This window comes from Pantoea sp. nfd-35, from assembly GCF_056892255.1.
The window spans coordinates 2012050-2029824 of record NZ_CP122403.1; the positions used below are offsets into that span (position 1 = coordinate 2012050).

General features: G+C 54.4%; 17 protein-coding genes. 8 read left to right on the top strand and 9 right to left on the bottom strand.

The features are described 5' to 3' along the window. Nucleotides 1–61: 61 nt before the first annotated feature. The gene (gene rlmA, locus P9J57_RS09375) at nucleotides 62–871 is read left to right on the top strand and encodes a 23S rRNA (guanine(745)-N(1))-methyltransferase (protein WP_014605700.1); all 810 of its coding nucleotides are present in this window, start codon (nucleotides 62–64) and stop codon (nucleotides 869–871) included. Here the strand turns inward: rlmA and P9J57_RS09380 are convergent. The 4 genes from P9J57_RS09380 to manX form a co-directional block, all read right to left on the bottom strand. Further along, nucleotides 868–1326, bottom strand: coding sequence for a DUF986 family protein (locus P9J57_RS09380; RefSeq protein WP_014593854.1), 459 nt, complete (start codon nucleotides 1324–1326; stop codon nucleotides 868–870). The genes rlmA and P9J57_RS09380 overlap by 4 nt on opposite strands. 89 nt (nucleotides 1327–1415) lie before the next feature. Further along, the gene (locus tag P9J57_RS09385) at nucleotides 1416–2261 is read right to left on the bottom strand and encodes a PTS mannose transporter subunit IID (RefSeq protein ID WP_013026024.1); all 846 of its coding nucleotides are present in this window, start codon (nucleotides 2259–2261) and stop codon (nucleotides 1416–1418) included. A gap of 15 nt (nucleotides 2262–2276) precedes the next feature. After that, nucleotides 2277–3077: a PTS mannose/fructose/sorbose transporter subunit IIC gene (locus tag P9J57_RS09390; RefSeq protein ID WP_026020938.1), complete on the bottom strand. Its 801-nt coding sequence runs from the start codon at nucleotides 3075–3077 to the stop codon at nucleotides 2277–2279. 44 nt (nucleotides 3078–3121) lie between these two features. Next, the gene (manX, locus tag P9J57_RS09395) at nucleotides 3122–4096 is read right to left on the bottom strand and encodes a PTS mannose transporter subunit IIAB (RefSeq protein ID WP_014605701.1); all 975 of its coding nucleotides are present in this window, start codon (nucleotides 4094–4096) and stop codon (nucleotides 3122–3124) included. 501 nt (nucleotides 4097–4597) lie between these two features. Here manX and P9J57_RS09400 point away from each other — a divergent pair. Beyond that, nucleotides 4598–6166, top strand: coding sequence for a TerC family protein (locus tag P9J57_RS09400; protein ID WP_022623238.1), 1569 nt, complete (start codon nucleotides 4598–4600; stop codon nucleotides 6164–6166). An 81-nt stretch (nucleotides 6167–6247) separates the two neighbouring features. On the opposite strand, the gene P9J57_RS09405 is transcribed toward P9J57_RS09400, so the two are convergent. From P9J57_RS09405 to pabB, 4 genes are all read right to left on the bottom strand, one after another. Continuing rightward, nucleotides 6248–7810, bottom strand: coding sequence for an EAL domain-containing protein (locus P9J57_RS09405; RefSeq protein WP_019105116.1), 1563 nt, complete (start codon nucleotides 7808–7810; stop codon nucleotides 6248–6250). A gap of 213 nt (nucleotides 7811–8023) precedes the next feature. Further along, the gene (locus P9J57_RS09410) at nucleotides 8024–9388 is read right to left on the bottom strand and encodes an L-serine ammonia-lyase (protein ID WP_014593850.1); all 1365 of its coding nucleotides are present in this window, start codon (nucleotides 9386–9388) and stop codon (nucleotides 8024–8026) included. A gap of 186 nt (nucleotides 9389–9574) precedes the next feature. Continuing rightward, nucleotides 9575–10138 (bottom strand): CoA pyrophosphatase, encoded by a 564-nt coding sequence (locus P9J57_RS09415; RefSeq protein WP_013026018.1) that lies wholly within the window; start codon nucleotides 10136–10138, stop codon nucleotides 9575–9577. Further along, nucleotides 10139–11497, bottom strand: a complete 1359-nt coding sequence (gene pabB, locus P9J57_RS09420; protein WP_116584458.1) for an aminodeoxychorismate synthase component 1 — start codon at nucleotides 11495–11497, stop codon at nucleotides 10139–10141. 109 nt (nucleotides 11498–11606) lie between these two features. Between pabB and P9J57_RS09425 the strand changes: the two genes are divergently transcribed. Continuing rightward, entirely contained in the window at nucleotides 11607–11792 is a 186-nt protein-coding gene (locus P9J57_RS09425) for a YoaH family protein (RefSeq protein ID WP_013026016.1), read from the top strand. A 15-nt stretch (nucleotides 11793–11807) separates the two neighbouring features. Here P9J57_RS09425 and P9J57_RS09430 read toward each other — a convergent pair whose 3' ends face one another. Then, on the bottom strand, nucleotides 11808–12152 hold the full coding sequence (locus P9J57_RS09430; RefSeq protein ID WP_014605705.1) for a RidA family protein: 345 nt from the start codon (nucleotides 12150–12152) through the stop codon (nucleotides 11808–11810). Between the two features lie 151 nt (nucleotides 12153–12303). Between P9J57_RS09430 and P9J57_RS09435 the strand changes: the two genes are divergently transcribed. The 5 genes from P9J57_RS09435 to fadD all read left to right on the top strand — a co-directional run bounded on the left by P9J57_RS09435 (nucleotide 12304) and on the right by fadD (nucleotide 17773). After that, on the top strand, nucleotides 12304–12471 hold the full coding sequence (locus P9J57_RS09435) for a hypothetical protein (RefSeq protein ID WP_013026014.1): 168 nt from the start codon (nucleotides 12304–12306) through the stop codon (nucleotides 12469–12471). 112 nt (nucleotides 12472–12583) lie between these two features. After that, nucleotides 12584–14494, top strand: coding sequence for a DNA repair helicase YoaA (yoaA, locus tag P9J57_RS09440; protein ID WP_014605706.1), 1911 nt, complete (start codon nucleotides 12584–12586; stop codon nucleotides 14492–14494). A 45-nt stretch (nucleotides 14495–14539) separates the two neighbouring features. Beyond that, nucleotides 14540–15238: a tRNA (adenosine(37)-N6)-threonylcarbamoyltransferase complex dimerization subunit type 1 TsaB gene (gene tsaB / locus P9J57_RS09445; protein WP_015700197.1), complete on the top strand. Its 699-nt coding sequence runs from the start codon at nucleotides 14540–14542 to the stop codon at nucleotides 15236–15238. A gap of 60 nt (nucleotides 15239–15298) precedes the next feature. After that, nucleotides 15299–15892, top strand: a complete 594-nt coding sequence (locus tag P9J57_RS09450; protein WP_013026011.1) for a Slp/YeaY family lipoprotein — start codon at nucleotides 15299–15301, stop codon at nucleotides 15890–15892. 204 nt (nucleotides 15893–16096) lie between these two features. Beyond that, complete coding sequence (gene fadD / locus P9J57_RS09455) at nucleotides 16097–17773, top strand: long-chain-fatty-acid--CoA ligase FadD (protein WP_126843543.1); 1677 nt, start codon at nucleotides 16097–16099, stop codon at nucleotides 17771–17773. Nucleotides 17774–17775: the final 2 nt, after the last annotated feature.

The window sequence follows — 17775 nt, forward strand, 5'->3', positions numbered from 1 at the left end:
GCTTTCGCTATTGTTTCCCGTCAAGTACACTTCCGCGCGTTAATCTTTGCCGGAGCGCCTGATGTCTTTGAACTGCCCACTTTGTCACTTCCCCCTGACCCTGACTGACCGCAGCTGGCGCTGTGAAAATCGCCATCAGTTCGATCAGGCGAAAGAGGGCTACGTCAATTTGCTGCCCGTTCAACATAAAGGTTCACGTGAACCGGGCGACAGTGCAGACATGATGCAGGCGCGACGTGCGTTTCTGCAGGCCGGTCACTACCAGCCATTGCGGGACAACGTGGTTGCCGTCCTTAACCAGCATCTGAACCAACCGGCTGCGCAGATTCTGGATATCGGCTGTGGAGAAGGGTACTACACGGGCGCACTGGCCAGCGAGCTCGCGCCTGAGGGCCAGGTTTATGGTCTGGATGTGGCGAAGATGGCCGTCAGGCTGGCGGCAAAGCGTTACGCCCAGGTTTTATTTTGCGTGGCATCAAGCCACCGCCTGCCGTTTGGTGATGCTTCGCTGGATGCGGTGGTCCGCATTTATGCGCCCTGTAACGAGACTGAGCTCAGCCGGGTCATTAAACCGGGAGGCTTTTTACTCACGGTCACGCCCGGGCCTCATCATCTTCAGCAGCTTAAGGCGCTGATATACCGCGACGTTCAACTCCACGCCTCGGAAGAGAAAAGCTACCAGGGATTTCGTCAACTCGCCCAGCATCGTTTAACGTATCCAATGGCGTTGAGCGGGCAGTCTGCCACCACCTTGTTGCAGATGACGCCCTTTGCCTGGCGCGCGCGACCTGATGTGTGGCAGAGCTTAGCGGAACGTACGCAGTTTCCCTGCGACGCAGACTTTATGATCACCCTGTGGCAACGCGATTAGCGTGCCTCCACCAGGGTCTGGTAAATGCGTTCCAGATCGTCAAGCTGTTGCACGGCGATAAGCAACCGCCGCTGCTCAAGCTGCATCACCAAAATACCGTCCTCGGAAAGATTGATGCTCTGTATCTGTGGATACGTTGTCCATCTGCCGGCATAAAACAGCCCCTGACTTTTCATCAGCAATTTGGGGCGGCGCACCCAGAAAAGCCAGAACGATAAAAAGCACAGCACCATCAAAAGCGTGGTTGTGAGTTTCGGCCCCTGATGGGTCAGATTGTTCCACAACAGAATGAGCAGTAAGCCAATAAAAATCAGGCTGTCTGCTTTGTGTTGGCGTTGGAGCGGGACACGTAAAAGCGCAGGGCCATGACGACGTGGCAGCACGGCTTCAACGTAAATAGCCAATAACAGAAGGGCAGCGATGCAGAGGGCGATGACGATGTCGGTCAATGACATTCTTCTTCCTTTACTGATTAAAGCCGGGCGTGAGTCACGCGACCACAATCTGAAAACATCGGGAGCCGCAGCTCCCGATGTGATGCCGGTTACAGCCCGAGCAAACCAATCCAGTAGCCAAAAATACCGATAGCAAAAAAGCCCACAATGATCCACAGGGCATTGACCTTACGGCGCAGCAGCCACATACAGGCGAAGGTCAGCAGGAGCGGTACGATCCCCGGCATCAGCTGATCCAGAATCGACTGCACGGTTGTCACCGTGGTTTTTCCGGTTTGATCGGTGATGCGTGAAACCACCAACGGAATGTTGACGTGCGTCCACTTATTGACCAGCGCCCCCATGACAAACAGGCCGAGTATGGATGCCCCCTCGGTCAGTTTTTGCAGGAAGCCACCGCCCATATCGCTGACGATATCAATCCCCTTACGGTAACCATAAGCGACGCCGTAATAACGGGTTAACAGACGCGCCAGGTTAAACAGGATAAAGAACAGCAGCGGACCGAGCAGACTGCCGCTCATTGCAATCCCCGCGCCTAATGCCGCAAACACGGGACGAACGGTTCCCCAGAAAATCGGGTCACCAACGCCAGCCAGCGGGCCCATCAGGCCCACTTTGATGCCGTTAATGGCACCGTCATCAATCGCGGCACCGTTGGCGCGCTGCTCTTCCATTGCCATCGTCACGCCCAGCACAGGCGCGGCGACGTATGGATGTGTATTAAAAAACTCCAGATGGCGTTTGATCGCCTGCTTACGATCGTCATTATTTTCAGGATAAAGACGGCGAATGACCGGCACCATTGAGAAACAGAACCCCAGCGCCTGCATACGTTCAAAGTTCCAGGAGCCCTGAAACAGGTTTGAGCGTAAAAACACAGCGCGTACGTCACCCGGCGTCAGTTTCTTTTCGACTTTTGTTATATCAACCATGTTGTCACCTGTTCCTTAATCGAGTTCGTTGTCGAGGTCGTTAGCTGACGGCGATGCCGCAGGCGCACCGGCTGCGCGGTTATATTTCGGGCTGAGCTGGATATAGAGCACCGCCATCACCACGCCAATCACGCCCAGTGCCACCAGGTTAAAGCTGGTAAACGCGGCAGTAACGAAACCCAGATAGAAGAACGGCATCAGGTAGCCTGCGCGCATCATGTTGATGACCATGGCATAACCCACCACCACGATCATGCCACCCGCGATGTTCAGGCCGTTGGTGACCACCTCCGGAATAGAGCTGAGCAGGGAGTGAACCGCATCCGTTCCTACCGAGATAGCCACAATCAGCGCCGGAATCGCGATGCGCATGGCCTGAAGCAGTAAGGCGGAAACGTGGATCCATGAGATGGCCGTAAGGTTGCCTTTCTCCGCCGCTTTGTCAGCGGCATGCTGGAAGGCTACGGTCAGCGTACGCACGATGATAGTCAGCACCTGACCGGCTGCCGCCAGCGGGATGGCCAGGGCGATACCGGCACCGACGCTCTGTCCACCGGCAATAACCAGAATGGTGGAGATAATCGAGGCCAGCGCAGCGTCCGGGGCAACCGCAGCACCGATGTTCATCCAGCCCAGCGCAATCATCTCCAGCGTACCGCCGATGATGATGCCCGTTTTCATATCACCCAGCACAATGCCAATCAGCGTACAGGCGACTAACGGACGGTGAAACTGGAACTCATCCAGGATCGAACCCATCCCGGCAATACAGGCAATGATAAAGATTAATACAATTTGAAGTGTGGTTATTTCCATCATACTGCTTGTCCTCTACAGGATAGAAAAAGACGGCTGGCGCGTTATGCGCTCACCTTTGCCACCAGATCCATCATTTTTAGTTTTGGATCGCCCGAAACTTTACGCACCTCAAGTTCGATGTTGCGCGCGTTAAGCTGGCGAAATGCGGCGATATCTTTTTCATCGACCGAGACGGCATTGTTGACCTGGGTTTTACCCTGGCGAAAAGCCATGCCGCCAATGTTAACGCTCTTGATATCAACCCCTTGCTCAACAATCCGCAGGACATCCGTCGGGTTGGTAAACAGCAGCATGACCCGATCCCGGGCATATTTGGGGTTATTCCAGACGCGCACCATCTTATCGACGCCCACCACATGCGCGGTGACGCCCGGCGGTGCCACCTGGGTTAACAGCGTTTTGCGCACGTTGTCGTTGGCCACTTCGTCGCTGACAACGATGATGCGGCTGACGTTGGTTTCCTTGGTCCAGCGTGTAGCGACCTGCCCATGAATCAGGCGGTCGTCGATGCGCGCCAGGCAAATATTCATATGGTCGTCGGGGGTGAGAGGGCGACTGGCATGCGGGGCGCTGGCCGGGGCGGAGGGCGAGGCGGCAACCGCTGCGGGTTTTTCTTCAGGTTGTGCTTTTAAGGCTCTGACGCCTTCGCGACCGGTTTCTACCGCAATGGCCACCAGTTCGTCAAAAGAGGGGTTATCATCCCGCGCCATCAGGGTTTCCACCAACATGGGAATGTTTACCCCGGCGACCACCTCATAATGTGTTTTATCAACGACCAGCCGGCTGGCTGCATTGAAAGGGCTGCCGCCCCAGGTATCAACCAGAAAAAGCACGCCCTGTGAGGTGTCCAGTTCTGTCAGTCTTGCCTGATATTTCTCAATCAGCGTGTCCGCGTTTTCTCCCGGGACAAAATCAATCCATCCCACATTTTCCTGTTCGCCTAAAAGCATCTCTGCCGTTTTTAGCAGCTGCTCCGCTGCCCAGCCGTGTGTACCAATTACAAGAGCAATGGTCACGTGCTACCTCCGTTCGCTTGTTAGTTCCTCAGAACCTGAGGAACCGTTAAGAATTATCGCGTTAACAATATCCAAATCTTGTTAATGTGATTTAACCTGACTTCAACATTGCAGGGATAACTAACTCACTACGTGATGCCGGATTTATTTTAGTGTCCGAAAAAATAAATTTTGTGACATTGGTTGGTTATTTGCAGCATGAAAGAGGGAAGTTGAGTTTTTATGTCACTCAATGCCGTCTGGCGAAAATGTAAAAACAGGAAAATTTTTTGACCTCGTGGTACGAACTGATACATTAGCGATCTGTTTATTATTCAGGAGTAGCGGGCAGCAGCCCACCCTTATGGATCGTCACCGACGTTGCTTAACCTTGTCTTTGCGCTCTTCAGCGCGCCAATTTACGCCAGACCGCGTTTTCTCTGCTTTTCCGGGCCTCTCTCTGTCACGTCCTTCGACGCGGGCATGCGTTAGCGTAATCACATCCTTTTTCTGGAGTCACTAATGGAATTTCTGTTCGACCCCTCAATTTGGGCGGGATTGCTCACGCTCATCGTGCTGGAAATCGTACTCGGCATTGATAACCTGGTCTTTATTGCCATTCTTGCGGATAAGCTGCCTCCTAAGCAGCGTGATAAAGCGCGGTTAATTGGTCTTTCTCTGGCACTGGTGATGCGCCTGGGGCTGTTGTCACTTATCTCCTGGATGGTAACCCTGACGCGCCCTCTGTTCAGCGTGGGGGATTTTAGCTTTGCCGGACGCGATCTGATTTTGCTGGCGGGCGGGATATTCCTGTTGTTTAAGGCCACCATGGAACTGCATGAGCGGCTGGAAAACCGTCAGCTGGAAAACAGCGGTAACCGTAGCTACGCCAGCTTTTGGGCGGTGGTGACCCAGATTGTCATACTGGATGCGGTCTTCTCACTGGATGCCGTGATAACTGCGGTAGGGATGGTGAATAACCTGCCGGTCATGATGACTGCGGTCGTGATTGCGATGCTGGTGATGCTGCTGGCTTCCAAGCCGCTAACCAAATTCGTTAACGCGCATCCTACTGTTGTGGTGCTGTGTCTGAGTTTCCTGTTGATGATCGGCCTGTCACTGGTGGCTGAAGGCTTTGGCTTTCATATTCCGAAAGGCTATCTGTATGCGGCGATTGGTTTCTCGATTCTTATCGAGTTGTTCAATCAGATTGCCCGTCGCAACTTCATTCGTCATCAGTCCCATCGTCCGATGCGTGAGCGCACCGCCGAGGCCATTCTGCGGTTGATGGGGGGACGTAACCGGGTGCAGAGCGCACCTGCGAGCACTGAAGAGCAGGCGATTGCCGTCGCGATGCCGCAGGAAGCGTTTAAAGATGAAGAGCGCTACATGATTAACGGCGTACTGACGCTGGCGTCACGTTCCATCCGCAGCATTATGACACCGCGCGGCGATATTTCGTGGGTGGATGCCAACCGTCCTGTGGATGAAATTCGTATTCAACTTCTGGATACGCCGCACAGCCTGTTCCCGGTGTGTCGGGGGGAACTGGATGAGATCATCGGCGTGGTCAGGGCCAAAGAGCTGCTGGTGGCGCTGGATCACGGCGTTGACGTCGCGACCTTTGCCGCCAGCACACCGACGATTATTGTGCCGGAAACGCTTGACCCAATTAACCTGCTCGGCGTGCTGCGTCGTGCCAAAGGTAGCTTCGTGATCGTGACTAACGAGTTTGGTGTGGTGCAGGGCTTAATTACGCCGCTGGACGTGCTGGAAGCGATTGCCGGTGAATTCCCGGATGAAGATGAAACGCCGGATATCATCATGGATGGCGACGGCTGGTTAGTAAAAGGCGGCACTGACCTGCATTCTCTGCAGCAGCTCCTGGACTTCCATGAGCTGGTGAAGCCGGAGGAAGATCATGCTTCACTGGCTGGCTTGTTGATTGCGCAAAAAGGGCAGTTACCTAAGCCCGGCGACGTGATCGATATCGAACCGCTGCACTTCCAGATTATCGACGCGACGGAGTACCGCATTGATCTGGTCCGGGTAACCAAAGATCAGCGTGACGACGACGAAGAAGAAGGTTAAGGCCACACCTGAAGATAAAACGCATCACGGAGTGATGCGTTTTTTTTGCGCGGAATAACGCGATGGCACACTTTTATCGCATTACAGGCCGAGGGTAAGCTGATGCTGACGCAACCATTCCGGAAAGTCCTCCAGCGGCATGGGGCGGGCAAAGTAATAGCCCTGTAAATGTTCCACTCCCCGATCCCGCAGATAGTGGGCCTGTTCCTCGGTTTCAACGCCTTCCGCAACCAGACTGATGTTCAGGCGCTGTGCCAGAGAAATCACCATATCCGTCACGGTGGCGTTGATGGCATCTGTGCCAATTGACGCGGTAAAAATTTTATCCAGCTTTAACACGTCCGGCTGCAAATCTTTCAGGTAGGACAACGAGCTGTGCCCGGTGCCGAAATCATCAATCGCCAGACGTACCCCAATGTTGTGCAGTTGAGAAATTACGGCCTGATCGACGACGGGCAGCGCATCACGTTCGGTTAATTCAACAACCAGCGTGGGAACGGGCTCGGCGGGCCACCAAAGCGTTTGCAGGTCTTCCAGAATGGCGCGGTCGCGGAAGTGGCTGGCAGCCACGTTAATGGCAATGTGAAAATGAGGGCTATGCGGAAGGTCGGGTAAGGCTTCGACAACGCGGTTCAGTACAAAGCGGGTTAACGGCTTAATCAGGTTCTGACGCTCAACAAGAGGGATAAAGACGTCAGGCGGAATCCAGCCCTGCCGAGGATTGTGCCAACGCAACAGTAGCTCAATGCCTTCACACTCAGACGTACGAGCATTGATCAACGGCTGGCAGTAAACCATAAACTCCCTGGCCGTAATGCCGTAACTAATCTGCCAGCTCAGACTCATACGATTGGCGGTCGCCAGCCAGACCACGTAGCCAATCAGTAAACTCAGCATAAGCGCCAGCGGCAACTGCGAGGGTAAAGATTCCAGCGCCAGGCGGGAAGGTGACGGACCATAGAGCGTCACGGTGTAAGGATAACGCAGTGAAGCCTCGGTATAGGTGACTTCATCCTCAGAAGGCTGCGTGGACTCAATCAACGGATTACCGTATTCCAGGCTTTTACCGTTGACGTTGAAAATGGCCCGTTCAACCCAGGGCGCCTGCGGCTCCAGCAGGTAGCTGCTCATTAATTCAATATTAATGGCCTGAAGAATGCCAGAACGATTATCCAGCGTCGTTGGCGTCCACAGTAATAAAACGGGTGAACCTTTAAGCAGATACTCATCCGTGGATAACACCATGCGCCGATCGTTAAGGGCCAGTTCGGGGTAGGTCTGACTAAATGAGATGTCCCGGGTGCCAAAAATACTGGAACAGTAGAGCGTGTCCCCATCGACCAACAGAACAGCGCGCACCGTTTGTAGTGACGAAATCTTTTCAATTAATGGAAAACGGGCATCCTGGCAGGGCATACCCACCAGGCCCAGCATGTTGTTCGCTGAGACGTCGAGAGGTGAAAACATGCGATCGAAACGCGTGATCGCCGTGTCGGCAAAGCTGATTGCTCGCTTTTGAATACGTGATTTTTCTTCAAAATAGCGAAAAGCCAGCGTTAATGTAAGAACAATCGAAGCAATCACCAGCGCAATAAGCAATCGCTTACGTCTGTATTGTCCACCATATTGCTGGGCCATGAACATCAAGAATCACCTTCCCAAAACCAGAAAATAGATATAGCTGGGTTGTTATCGGCACGGCCCGAAGCAAATTTAGGACCTGAGCGTAAAATGAAAGGTCATAAAAAAAGGAGAGCGACCCGAAGGTCGCTTTAACATTGTTAATATTTATAGCAGGCAGGGCTGACTAATGCACTGGTTAAAAAGCAGAAAGTTAGAAACAAATCTCAAAAAATATTAGTCACACTGAACTTTTATCGCCAGTCCGCCGCGGGAAGTCTCGCGATATTTGGCATTCATGTCTTTTCCTGTCTCGTACATGGTTTCAATGACCTTATCCAGCGAAACGCGCGGCTCGCTGGTGCGGCGCAGGGCCATACGTGCAGCGTTGATGGCCTTCACGGAGGCAATGGCATTACGTTCAATGCAGGGCACCTGGACCTGACCCGCCACGGGATCGCAGGTCAGACCCAGATTGTGCTCCATGCCGATCTCCGCAGCGACACAGACCTGCTCTGGACTGGCACCTAACAGTTCCGCCAGACCGGCTGCAGCCATAGAACAGGCAACGCCCACTTCGCCCTGACAGCCCACTTCGGCACCGGAGATAGAGGCATTCATTTTATAAAGAATGCCGATCGCGCCGGAGGCGAGAAAATAGCGAATAAAGATATCGGGCGTGACCGGTTCGATAAAGTGGTCGTAGTAGGCCAGCACGGCTGGCACGATGCCGCAGGCACCGTTGGTTGGTGCGGTGACCACGCGCCCCCCGGCGGCATTCTCTTCATTTACCGCCAGAGCAAACATGTTAATCCAGTCAATAACGACCATGGGATCGTTAGAGTGCTTGGCAGAGGAGATCAGCAGGCGGCGCAGTGACGCGGCGCGGCGCGGCACGCGCAAGGGACCGGGCAGCACGCCTTCGGTATTCAGGCCGCGATCGATACAGGCCTGCATGGTTTGCCAGATTGTTGCGAAATAGGCGTTAATGTCGTCACGCGAATGCAGTGCCAGTTCATTTTTCATCACCAGCCCTGACAGGGAAAGCCCGGTTTCACGGCAGTGCGACAACAACTCTTTTGCCGAGTGGAAAGGCCAGGGAACCGAAACTTCATCCAGCGCAGACTGACCAAAATGCTCTTCATCGACAATGAAGCCGCCGCCAACGGAGTAATAGGTCTTTGACAACACCAGCAGATCGCCCGAAAACGCCAGCAGGCGCAGGCCATTTTCATGCAGAGAAAGGTTCTCGCTGCGGAAGACCATGCCGCCTTCGCGAGGAAAATCGACTTCATGCGCGCCTTTCGCAACCAGCAGACGTTCCCGCTGCTGCACGTCTTTGATAAAGGCAGGAATGGAATCAATGTCTACGCTGTCAGGTGACTCACCCGCCAGGCCCATGATGATAGCGATATCGGTATGGTGACCTTTACCGGTCAATGACAGGGAACCATAGACATCGACGGCGATGCGTGTCACCTCATGCAGTTTGCCCTGTTCAGACAACAGATCCACAAACTGCTTACCCGCTTTCATCGGACCGACCGTATGAGAACTGGATGGGCCAATGCCCACTTTAAACATGTCAAAAACCGAAATCATGGGTGACACTCCTCACAAAAAAAACTTACCCTGCCGTGGCAGTTTATGGCGCTAATAGTAAACGGCGAAGCAGGATGAACGCGCTGCTTTTCGCATGAAATAAACTAATTAAAACCACGAAAAAAAATTATAGTGTGAGATTGCGCGGAAACCCGTAAACAGGGTTAAAAATGAAAGCTGCGTCAACTAAAACGCAATTTGCTGACTCAGTGAACGAATAATGCCTGCTGTCATGCCCCAGACCAGGTAATCCTGATAGCGCGACAGCCACACAGGATGGCGAATACCGGCGCGGTAGTAGTCAAGCTCTGCGTAGCGGCTGAGGCGCAACGCTTCGGTCAGGGGCATTTCAAAAGTACTCACCACTTCATCGGGGTTGATGCGCAGCGCGAGGCGGTCCGGGATGATGCCTAACACAGGCGTGACCTGAAATCCTGTGCTGCTGGTCACCGCAGGCAGGCAGCCCAAAACCTCCACCTGAGCGGGTGAAATGCCCACCTCTTCCTGCGCTTCCCGCAAAGCGGTAGCGACCAGCGAACCATCTTCGGGGTCCTGCATGCCACCGGGAAAAGCCACCTGACCGGCGTGCTTACGCAGCCCGTGTGAACGCTGGGTCAGCAGAAGACCGGGCTGCTGACGTGCAACAATGGGAATTAACACCGCCGCATGGCGCCCAGAAAGCGGCTGCGTAGGTTGCTGAGGGGGCTGCAGCAGAAAGCGGGTGCGGAAATCCGCCAGGGTCAACGCCATTCAGGCCCCTTTTTCCAGCGCGGGCAAAATGCGGCTGACCTTATCCAGGGTTTCCTGATATTCCGATTCCAGCTCGCTGTCGGCCACTAAACCGCCGCCAGCCGAACAGTAGAGGTGATGATCTTCGGCAATCAACGTACGAATCGTAATACTGGTGTCCATCCGACCACACACACTCAGATATCCGATGCTGCCACACCAGGCGTTACGGCGTTGCGGTTCCAGTTCATCGATAATTTCCATTGCACGAATTTTCGGCGCACCCGTGATCGAACCGCCGGGAAAGCAGGCGCGTAACAGATCGCAGGCCTGCAGATTTTCGGGCAGCGTGGCGCGAACGGTGCTGACCAGATGATGCACGGCCGGAAAGGGTTCCACCACAAACAGTTCGGGTACGCTTACGGAACCGGCCACGGCGACCCGGCCTATATCATTACGCAGCAGATCGACAATCATCAGATTCTCTGCCCGGTCTTTGGCGGACGTCCGCAGACTTTCGGCCTGGGCGGCGTCCCGCACCGGATCGCTGTCACGCGGGCGCGTACCTTTAATCGGGCGAGTCGTAATGACGTGTTGATCCAGCGCCATAAAGCGCTCGGGGGAAAGGCTGAGAATGGCGCTCTCCGGCAGGCGTAAAAAAGCGCTGAAAGGCGCGCGATTAGCCTGATTCAGCAAGCAGAACGCACGCCATTCGTCACCCTGATAACCGGCCTTGAAGCGCTGTGACAGGTTGACCTGATAGCAGTCACCCGCCTGGATATAGGCCTGGACCTTGCGAAAACGTTCCGCGTAGTCATCAACGCTGAGGTTAGCGGACCATTCGCTGGTCAGTGAAAACGGCGCACTTTCGCGTGTGGGCCAGCCTTCCAGCCAACTGAGCCGCTGCGCAACATCCTCTACAGCAACCAGGGTCAATGTCTGACGATGATGATCGGCAATTAATGCCCAGTTGTAGATGCCCACCGCCATATCCGGCGTCTGCAGATCGGCGGTGGCGATCTGAGGTAACTGCTCAAAGCGCCGTCCCAGGTCATAGCCAAACAGCCCCAGCGCGCCGCCCACAAAGGGTAAATCCGGATGGCGTGTTGGGGAGATGCCCAACGCGTTGCAGTAGTGCTGCACGAGAGAGAGAGGATCGTCCTCACTGTTTTCATGGCCATGTCCATGGCGAATTTCTGTTATCCTGCCACGCGTCGTCAGTGTGGTAAGGGGATCGGCGGTCAGGATATCAAAACGGTTATCGCTGTGATCGGCGTGCCCTGACGACAGCAGCATCGCCCATGGCAGATGCGCAATACGGGAAAAATAGTGCGTAAGGGCGTCAGGAGAATAACGTAGGTTATGAGTTTGAACGTTCATTGAGCACAAAATCTGACATCAGAAATGCCGTTAGACTGACATATTTTTTCCTGACTGGCACCTGTTTGTTCCCCATGAAATAATGGCAGCCCTAAAGCAGGAGTGAAACATGATTACAGGATTACCCGCACTTTCACACGACCAGCAGCAACGCGCGGTAGAACGCATTCAACAGTTAATGGCAGAGGGCATGTCCAGCGGCGAGGCGATAACCCTGGTGGCGCAGGAAATTCGTGAAAGTCACACCGGAGAACTGATTCGGGCGCGCTTCGAAGATGAAGACGACGAAGGCTGACGCCCGGAACCGGGGTTAACGCGCGGCGATAATTTTTATTTCGACTTTATACTTCGGATTCATTAAGGCTGCCTGAACCGTGCAGCGCACTGGGGCATTGCCGGGTGAAACCCAGGCGTCCCAGGCGCGGTTCATTGCCGCAAAATCAGCTTTATCGACCAGAAAAATGGTGGCATCCAGGATTTTGCTTTTGTCACTGCCCACGCGTGTAAGCAGGGCGTCAATCACCGCCAGCGCATTGGCGGTTTGCGCTTCGGCATCCGCATCAAGGTTTTCAGGCACGCTGGTATAATAAATCGTGTCGTTATGAACAACCGCTTCGGACATACGATGTTCGGGATCAATGCGCGTAATGCTCATCATCTTCTCCTTATTTTTTGGACGCCTAGCCTGACATATTCCCGATGCCATTGTCATCCATTGCAAACGCCTGCGGGCGTCGGTCGCGCATCGTGGCCGGAAAAATGGTATAAAACGTCGCTTATCAGTTCAGGACTCCTAGGAAGAAGGCATGGCGAATACGCAATATCTGTTTTGGGTGATGTTTGGCGCACTGGCGCTGCTGTCTGTGGTGGTGTCAACTTTTGTGGGCATGTCGCGTACGGCCAGACAGGGGTTTATCACGCTGGCGGTTTTATGGGTGATCCTGGCGGCGGGTGCGCTTTATATCAGTCATTAGCGGCATTCCCTGCATCCAGCTAGCATAATGGAGACGCCCGCGTCAGCAATTTCCTTAAGGCGGGAAAGACTGACATAATATACAGTGTTTTTTGCCGGAATTGAGAGGATACGTGGCAGACGATTTTGCATCAGATGGCGCGCTGGCAAAGCGTATTACGGGGTTCAAACCGCGTGAAGCACAGCGTGAAATGGCCCAGGCTGTCACCGAGGCCGTGCAGAGCAGCGGTGAGCTGGTTGTTGAAGCGGGCACGGGGACGGGCAAGACCTATGCCTACCTGGCACCGGCGTTACGCGCCAATAAAAAAGTGATTGTGTCCACGGGCTCAAAAGCCCTGCAGGATCAGCTTTATGCTCGCGATTTGCCCACCATTGCTAACGCGCTAAAATTTACCGGTAAAACGGCGCTGCTTAAAGGGCGATCTAACTACCTGTGCCTGGAGCGGATGGATCAGCAGTCTGCCACCGGCGGCGATCTGAGCGTTCAGTCGCTTACCGACCTGGTGACGCTGCGCGCCTGGGCCTCACACACCGTCGACGGCGATATTAGCGCCTGTGCAGACGTGACGGAAGACAGTCCGATATGGCCGCTGGTGACCAGTACCAACGACAACTGTCTGGGAAGCGATTGCCCGCAGTATAAAGCGTGTTTTGTCGTCAAAGCGCGCAAGAAGGCTATGGATGCCGATGTGGTCGTCGTCAATCATCATCTTTTTCTTGCCGATCTGGTGGTGAAAGAGGGGGGCTTCGGTGAGCTGATCCCTGAAGCGGACGTCATGATTTTTGACGAAGCCCATCAGTTACCGGATATCGCCAGCCAGTATTTCGGTCAGCAGATCTCCAGCCGTCAGTTAGCCGATCTGGCGAAAGACATCATTATTGCCTATCGCACCGAAGTGCGTGACGTTCAGCAGCTGCAAAAATCGGCCGACAGGCTGGCTCAGTGCGCTCAGGATTTTCGGCTGGCGCTGGGCGAACCCGGCTATCGCGGAAATCTGCGGGACTTACTCAGTGATAACAACATCATGCGCATGTTCACGCTGCTCGATGATGCCCTGGAACTGTGCTATGACGTCATTAAACTCTCTCTCGGGCGTTCTGCGCTGCTTGATGCGGCCTTTGAACGCGCAGCGCTTTACCGTACGCGACTGAAGCGCATACGATCCATCAGCGAACCGGGATTCAGTTACTGGTATGAATGCACATCGCGTCACTTTGTGCTGGCGCTAACGCCGTTATCCGTGGCCGAACGCTTCCGGGAAATGATGGATGACCGCAAAGCGGCATGGATTTTCACCTCAGCGACCCTGGCCGTCGATGAAAAGATGGACCATTTTGCCGATCGGTTAGGCGTGAGCAAGGCGAAGAGTTTGATTCTCAGTAGCCCGTTTGACTACTCACAGCAGGCATTACTGTGCGTTCCACGCAATCTGCCGGAACCGAATCGTCCCGGTGGCGCACGCCAGCTGGCTAAAATGATGAAACCCTTGATCGATGCAAATAAAGGCCGCTGCTTCTTCTTATGTACCTCACATCTGATGATGCGTGAGCTGGCGGCCGAGTTCCGCGCCTCCATGACGTTGCCGGTGTTGGTGCAGGGCGAAACCAGTAAAGGGCAACTGCTGAAACAGTTTATCGAAAAGGGCAATGCTCTGCTGGTGGCTACCAGCAGCTTCTGGGAAGGGGTGGACGTACGTGGCGATGCGCTCTCGCTGGTCATCATCGACAAGCTGCCGTTTACCTCACCGGAGGATCCGCTGTTAAAAGCCCGCATGGAAGACTGCCGTTTGCGGGGAGGCGATCCCTTCAGTGACGTGCAACTGCCCGACGCCGTGATTACGTTGAAACAGGGCGTTGGCCGTTTGATTCGCGATACTGACGATCGTGGCGTGCTGGTGATTTGCGACCAGCGTCTGGTATCCCGGCCTTATGGCGCGCTGTTTCTTAACAGCCTGCCGCCCACTCCACGCACGCGGGATATCGCGCAGGCTATTGCCTTTATTCGTCAGCAACCTGACGCGTAATTTTATGCTAAGATGCGCGCCGTTTTTGAATCCTCTGAGGTCGTTATGTCGGTCCGAATTTTAGCGCTGGATACAGCGACAGAAGCCTGTTCTGCAGCCCTGCTCAACGGGCAGCAGATTGATGCGCGCTTTGAGATCGCGCCGCGCGATCACACCCAACGAATTTTACCCTTAGTGGCAGAACTGCTGCAGTCTCAGCAGTTGGAACTAACACAACTTGATGCGCTGGCATTTGGCCGCGGTCCGGGCAGCTTCACCGGCGTGCGTATTGGTATCGGGATCGCTCAGGGGCTGGCACTGGGCGCTGCGTTGCCCATGGCGGGCATCTCTACGCTGGCCACGCTGGCGCAGGGCGCCTGGCGGCTGCACGGCGCCACGCGGGTATTAACCGCGATAGATGCTCGTATGGGCGAAGTCTACTGGGCCGAGTATCAGCGTGATGAGCAGGGTCACTGGCAGGGTGAAGCGAGCGAGAGCGTACTGTCGCCCGCCGCGGCCTTGACGCGGATGCAGGCGCTGGAGGGAGAATGGTTTACTGCCGGAACCGGCTGGCAGGCCTGGCCAGATCTGCAGCAGGGCCATGCCCTTCAGCTGGTTAACAGCCATGTGGAACTGCCTGCGGCAGAAGATATGTTGCCGCTGGCCGTCGCCGCTTTGCAGCAGGGCGCGACGGTATTGCCTGAAAACGCAGAACCCACCTATCTGAGAAACGAGGTGGCCTGGAAAAAACTGCCTGGACGCTGAAACGAGACGCAACTTATTGTTATCGGAGCACTCTAAACAGCAACTTTCAGGAGAATACCCATGTCAATTCGTCGTCACGGTGTTGCCGGTCTGCTACTGGCCTGCGCCCTGGTTTTAAGTGGTTGTGTTTCAGTGCCGGATAATATTAAGGGCAATTCCGCCATGCCCCAGCAGGACTTATTGCGGGTGATGAAAGATCCGGCCATCTATGTCGGTCAGGAATCGCGCTTTGGCGGCAAGGTGGTTAACGTGTTCAACCGTAACGGCAAAACCCGGTTGGAAATAGCGACGCAGCCGCTGGATGAGGGCGCGCGTCCCGTACTGGGCGCCAGCTCTGTGGGTCGCATCTATGCCGACATTCCCGGCTTCGTCGATCCGACGGATGTCAAAGATCAGTACGTTACGGTGCTTGGTACGATTAAGGGCACGGAGCAGGGCAAAATTGGCGAGGCCACCTATCAGTTTGTGGTCATCGACGTTCGTGGCTATCAGCGCTGGCATCTGACGCGCCAGATTGTTGCGCCTCCGCAGCCCATTGACCCGTGGATTTGGTATGGCCCGACGCGCCATCGTGGGGGCTACTGGGGACCTAACCCGTACTGGGGAATGTATAACAGCGGGCCCGCACAGGTTGAAACTATCCTGACACAGTAAGCATTACCTGTTTTATTCAGCCCGGTAGCGGTGCTCGCTGCCGGGCTTTTTATTTGTATTGTCTGCAAAGACGAAATTTAGTGATGGACTTCGCAACCTCAACATGACAAGAAGAGCAAACTGGTACAATCAGTTAAAATATTGTTAACAAATGCGATTGTCGAGGCGGCGATGAGTACACAACAAGATTATCGGGGTGAATCCTTGAATAAGGTTTGGCTAAAACGCTACCCGGCAGACGTCCCTGCCGAAATTAATGCTGATCGTTACCGCTCTCTGGTTGATCTGTTTGAGCAGGCCGTTGCCCGTTACGCCGGGCAACCTGCTTTTTACAACATGGGTCAAAAGATGACCTATCGCCAACTGGACGAAAAAAGTCGGGCCTTTGCCGCCTATCTGCAACATGAGTTGAAACTGAAACAGGGCGACCGTGTTGCCCTGATGATGCCTAATCTGCTGCAATATCCGGTTGCGCTCTTTGGCGTTTTGCGGGCCGGAATGGTCGTGGTCAACGTCAACCCACTCTATACGCCGCGCGAATTAAAACACCAACTTAATGACAGCGGTGCCAGCGCGATCGTTATTGTCTCTAACTTTGCGCATACGTTAGAAAAAGTCGTCAGCGAGACCGCGATCAAACACGTTGTTTTGACCCGCATGGGCGACCAGCTTGCACCGGTCAAAGCCACCCTTGTGAACTTTGTGGTGAAGTATGTGAAGCGACTGGTACCAAAGTACCATTTGCCGGGTGCGATAGCGTTTCGCCACGTACTGGAAGCCGGAGAGAAAATGCCGTATCAGCGCCCGGATGTCAGTAATGAGGATCTGGCGTTTCTGCAATACACGGGCGGCACGACAGGCGTGGCGAAAGGTGCCATGCTGACGCACCGGAATATGCAGGCAAACCTTGAACAGACGAAAGCCACCTACGGCAAGCTGTTACGGGATGGCAAGGAGTGCGTTGTCACAGCGTTACCGCTTTACCATATCTTTGCGCTGACCGTTAACGGCTTGCTGTTTGTTGAGCTGGGTGGGCAGAATCTGCTGATCACCAATCCGCGTGATATTCCCGGTTTTGTTAAAGAGATCGCCAAATATCCGTTTACCGCCATTACCGGCGTGAATACGTTGTTCAACGCGCTGCTTAATGACGATGGCTTTACCAAACTCGATTTTTCTACCCTGCGCCTCTCTGCCGGGGGCGGGATGGCGGTACAAAAGGCCGTCGCTGAGCGCTGGGAAAAACTCACCGGCCACTATTTACTGGAAGGCTACGGTCTGACCGAGTGCTCTCCGCTGGTCTCCGTCAATCCTTATGACATCAGCTGCCACACGGGCAGTATTGGCTTACCGGTGCCCTCTACGGACGTGATCATTCTGGATGAAAACGGCAATGAAGTGCCAACCGGAGAGCCCGGCGAATTGTGTATCCGGGGTCCGCAGGTGATGCATGGCTACTGGCAGCATCCGGAGGCCACGGCAGAAGTCCTGAAAAATGGCTGGCTCCACAGCGGGGATATTGTTACCGTTGACCACGAAGGATTTATCCGTATCGTGGACCGCAAAAAGGATATGATTCTGGTGTCAGGTTTCAACGTCTATCCGAATGAAATTGAAGACGTTCTGATGCAGCATCCCAAAGTGCGCGAAGCGGCTGCGATTGGCGTGCCCAGCGAACTGTCGGGCGAGGCGGTGAAGGTCTGTGTGGTGAAGAAAGATCCCTCGCTGACCAAAGAAGAGCTGCTCGATCACTGTCGTCGTCAGCTCACCGGCTACAAAGTGCCGAAAATCGTTGAGTTCCGCGATGAACTACCCAAAACGAATGTAGGAAAAATTCTGCGTCGTGAACTGCGCGACGAGGTGAAAACCCACACGGGTTGATT

Coding starts and splice junctions, on each gene's coding strand:
- rlmA (WP_014605700.1), top strand. CDS start 62: ATGTCTTTGAACTGCCCACTTTGTCACTTCCCCCTGACCCTGACTGAC.
- P9J57_RS09380 (WP_014593854.1), bottom strand. CDS start 1,326: ATGTCATTGACCGACATCGTCATCGCCCTCTGCATCGCTGCCCTTCTG.
- P9J57_RS09385 (WP_013026024.1), bottom strand. CDS start 2,261: ATGGTTGATATAACAAAAGTCGAAAAGAAACTGACGCCGGGTGACGTA.
- P9J57_RS09390 (WP_026020938.1), bottom strand. CDS start 3,077: ATGGAAATAACCACACTTCAAATTGTATTAATCTTTATCATTGCCTGT.
- P9J57_RS09400 (WP_022623238.1), top strand. CDS start 4,598: ATGGAATTTCTGTTCGACCCCTCAATTTGGGCGGGATTGCTCACGCTC.
- P9J57_RS09405 (WP_019105116.1), bottom strand. CDS start 7,810: ATGTTCATGGCCCAGCAATATGGTGGACAATACAGACGTAAGCGATTG.
- P9J57_RS09410 (WP_014593850.1), bottom strand. CDS start 9,388: ATGATTTCGGTTTTTGACATGTTTAAAGTGGGCATTGGCCCATCCAGT.
- P9J57_RS09415 (WP_013026018.1), bottom strand. CDS start 10,138: ATGGCGTTGACCCTGGCGGATTTCCGCACCCGCTTTCTGCTGCAGCCC.
- pabB (WP_116584458.1), bottom strand. CDS start 11,497: ATGAACGTTCAAACTCATAACCTACGTTATTCTCCTGACGCCCTTACG.
- P9J57_RS09425 (WP_013026016.1), top strand. CDS start 11,607: ATGATTACAGGATTACCCGCACTTTCACACGACCAGCAGCAACGCGCG.
- P9J57_RS09430 (WP_014605705.1), bottom strand. CDS start 12,152: ATGAGCATTACGCGCATTGATCCCGAACATCGTATGTCCGAAGCGGTT.
- P9J57_RS09435 (WP_013026014.1), top strand. CDS start 12,304: ATGGCGAATACGCAATATCTGTTTTGGGTGATGTTTGGCGCACTGGCG.
- tsaB (WP_015700197.1), top strand. CDS start 14,540: ATGTCGGTCCGAATTTTAGCGCTGGATACAGCGACAGAAGCCTGTTCT.
- P9J57_RS09450 (WP_013026011.1), top strand. CDS start 15,299: ATGTCAATTCGTCGTCACGGTGTTGCCGGTCTGCTACTGGCCTGCGCC.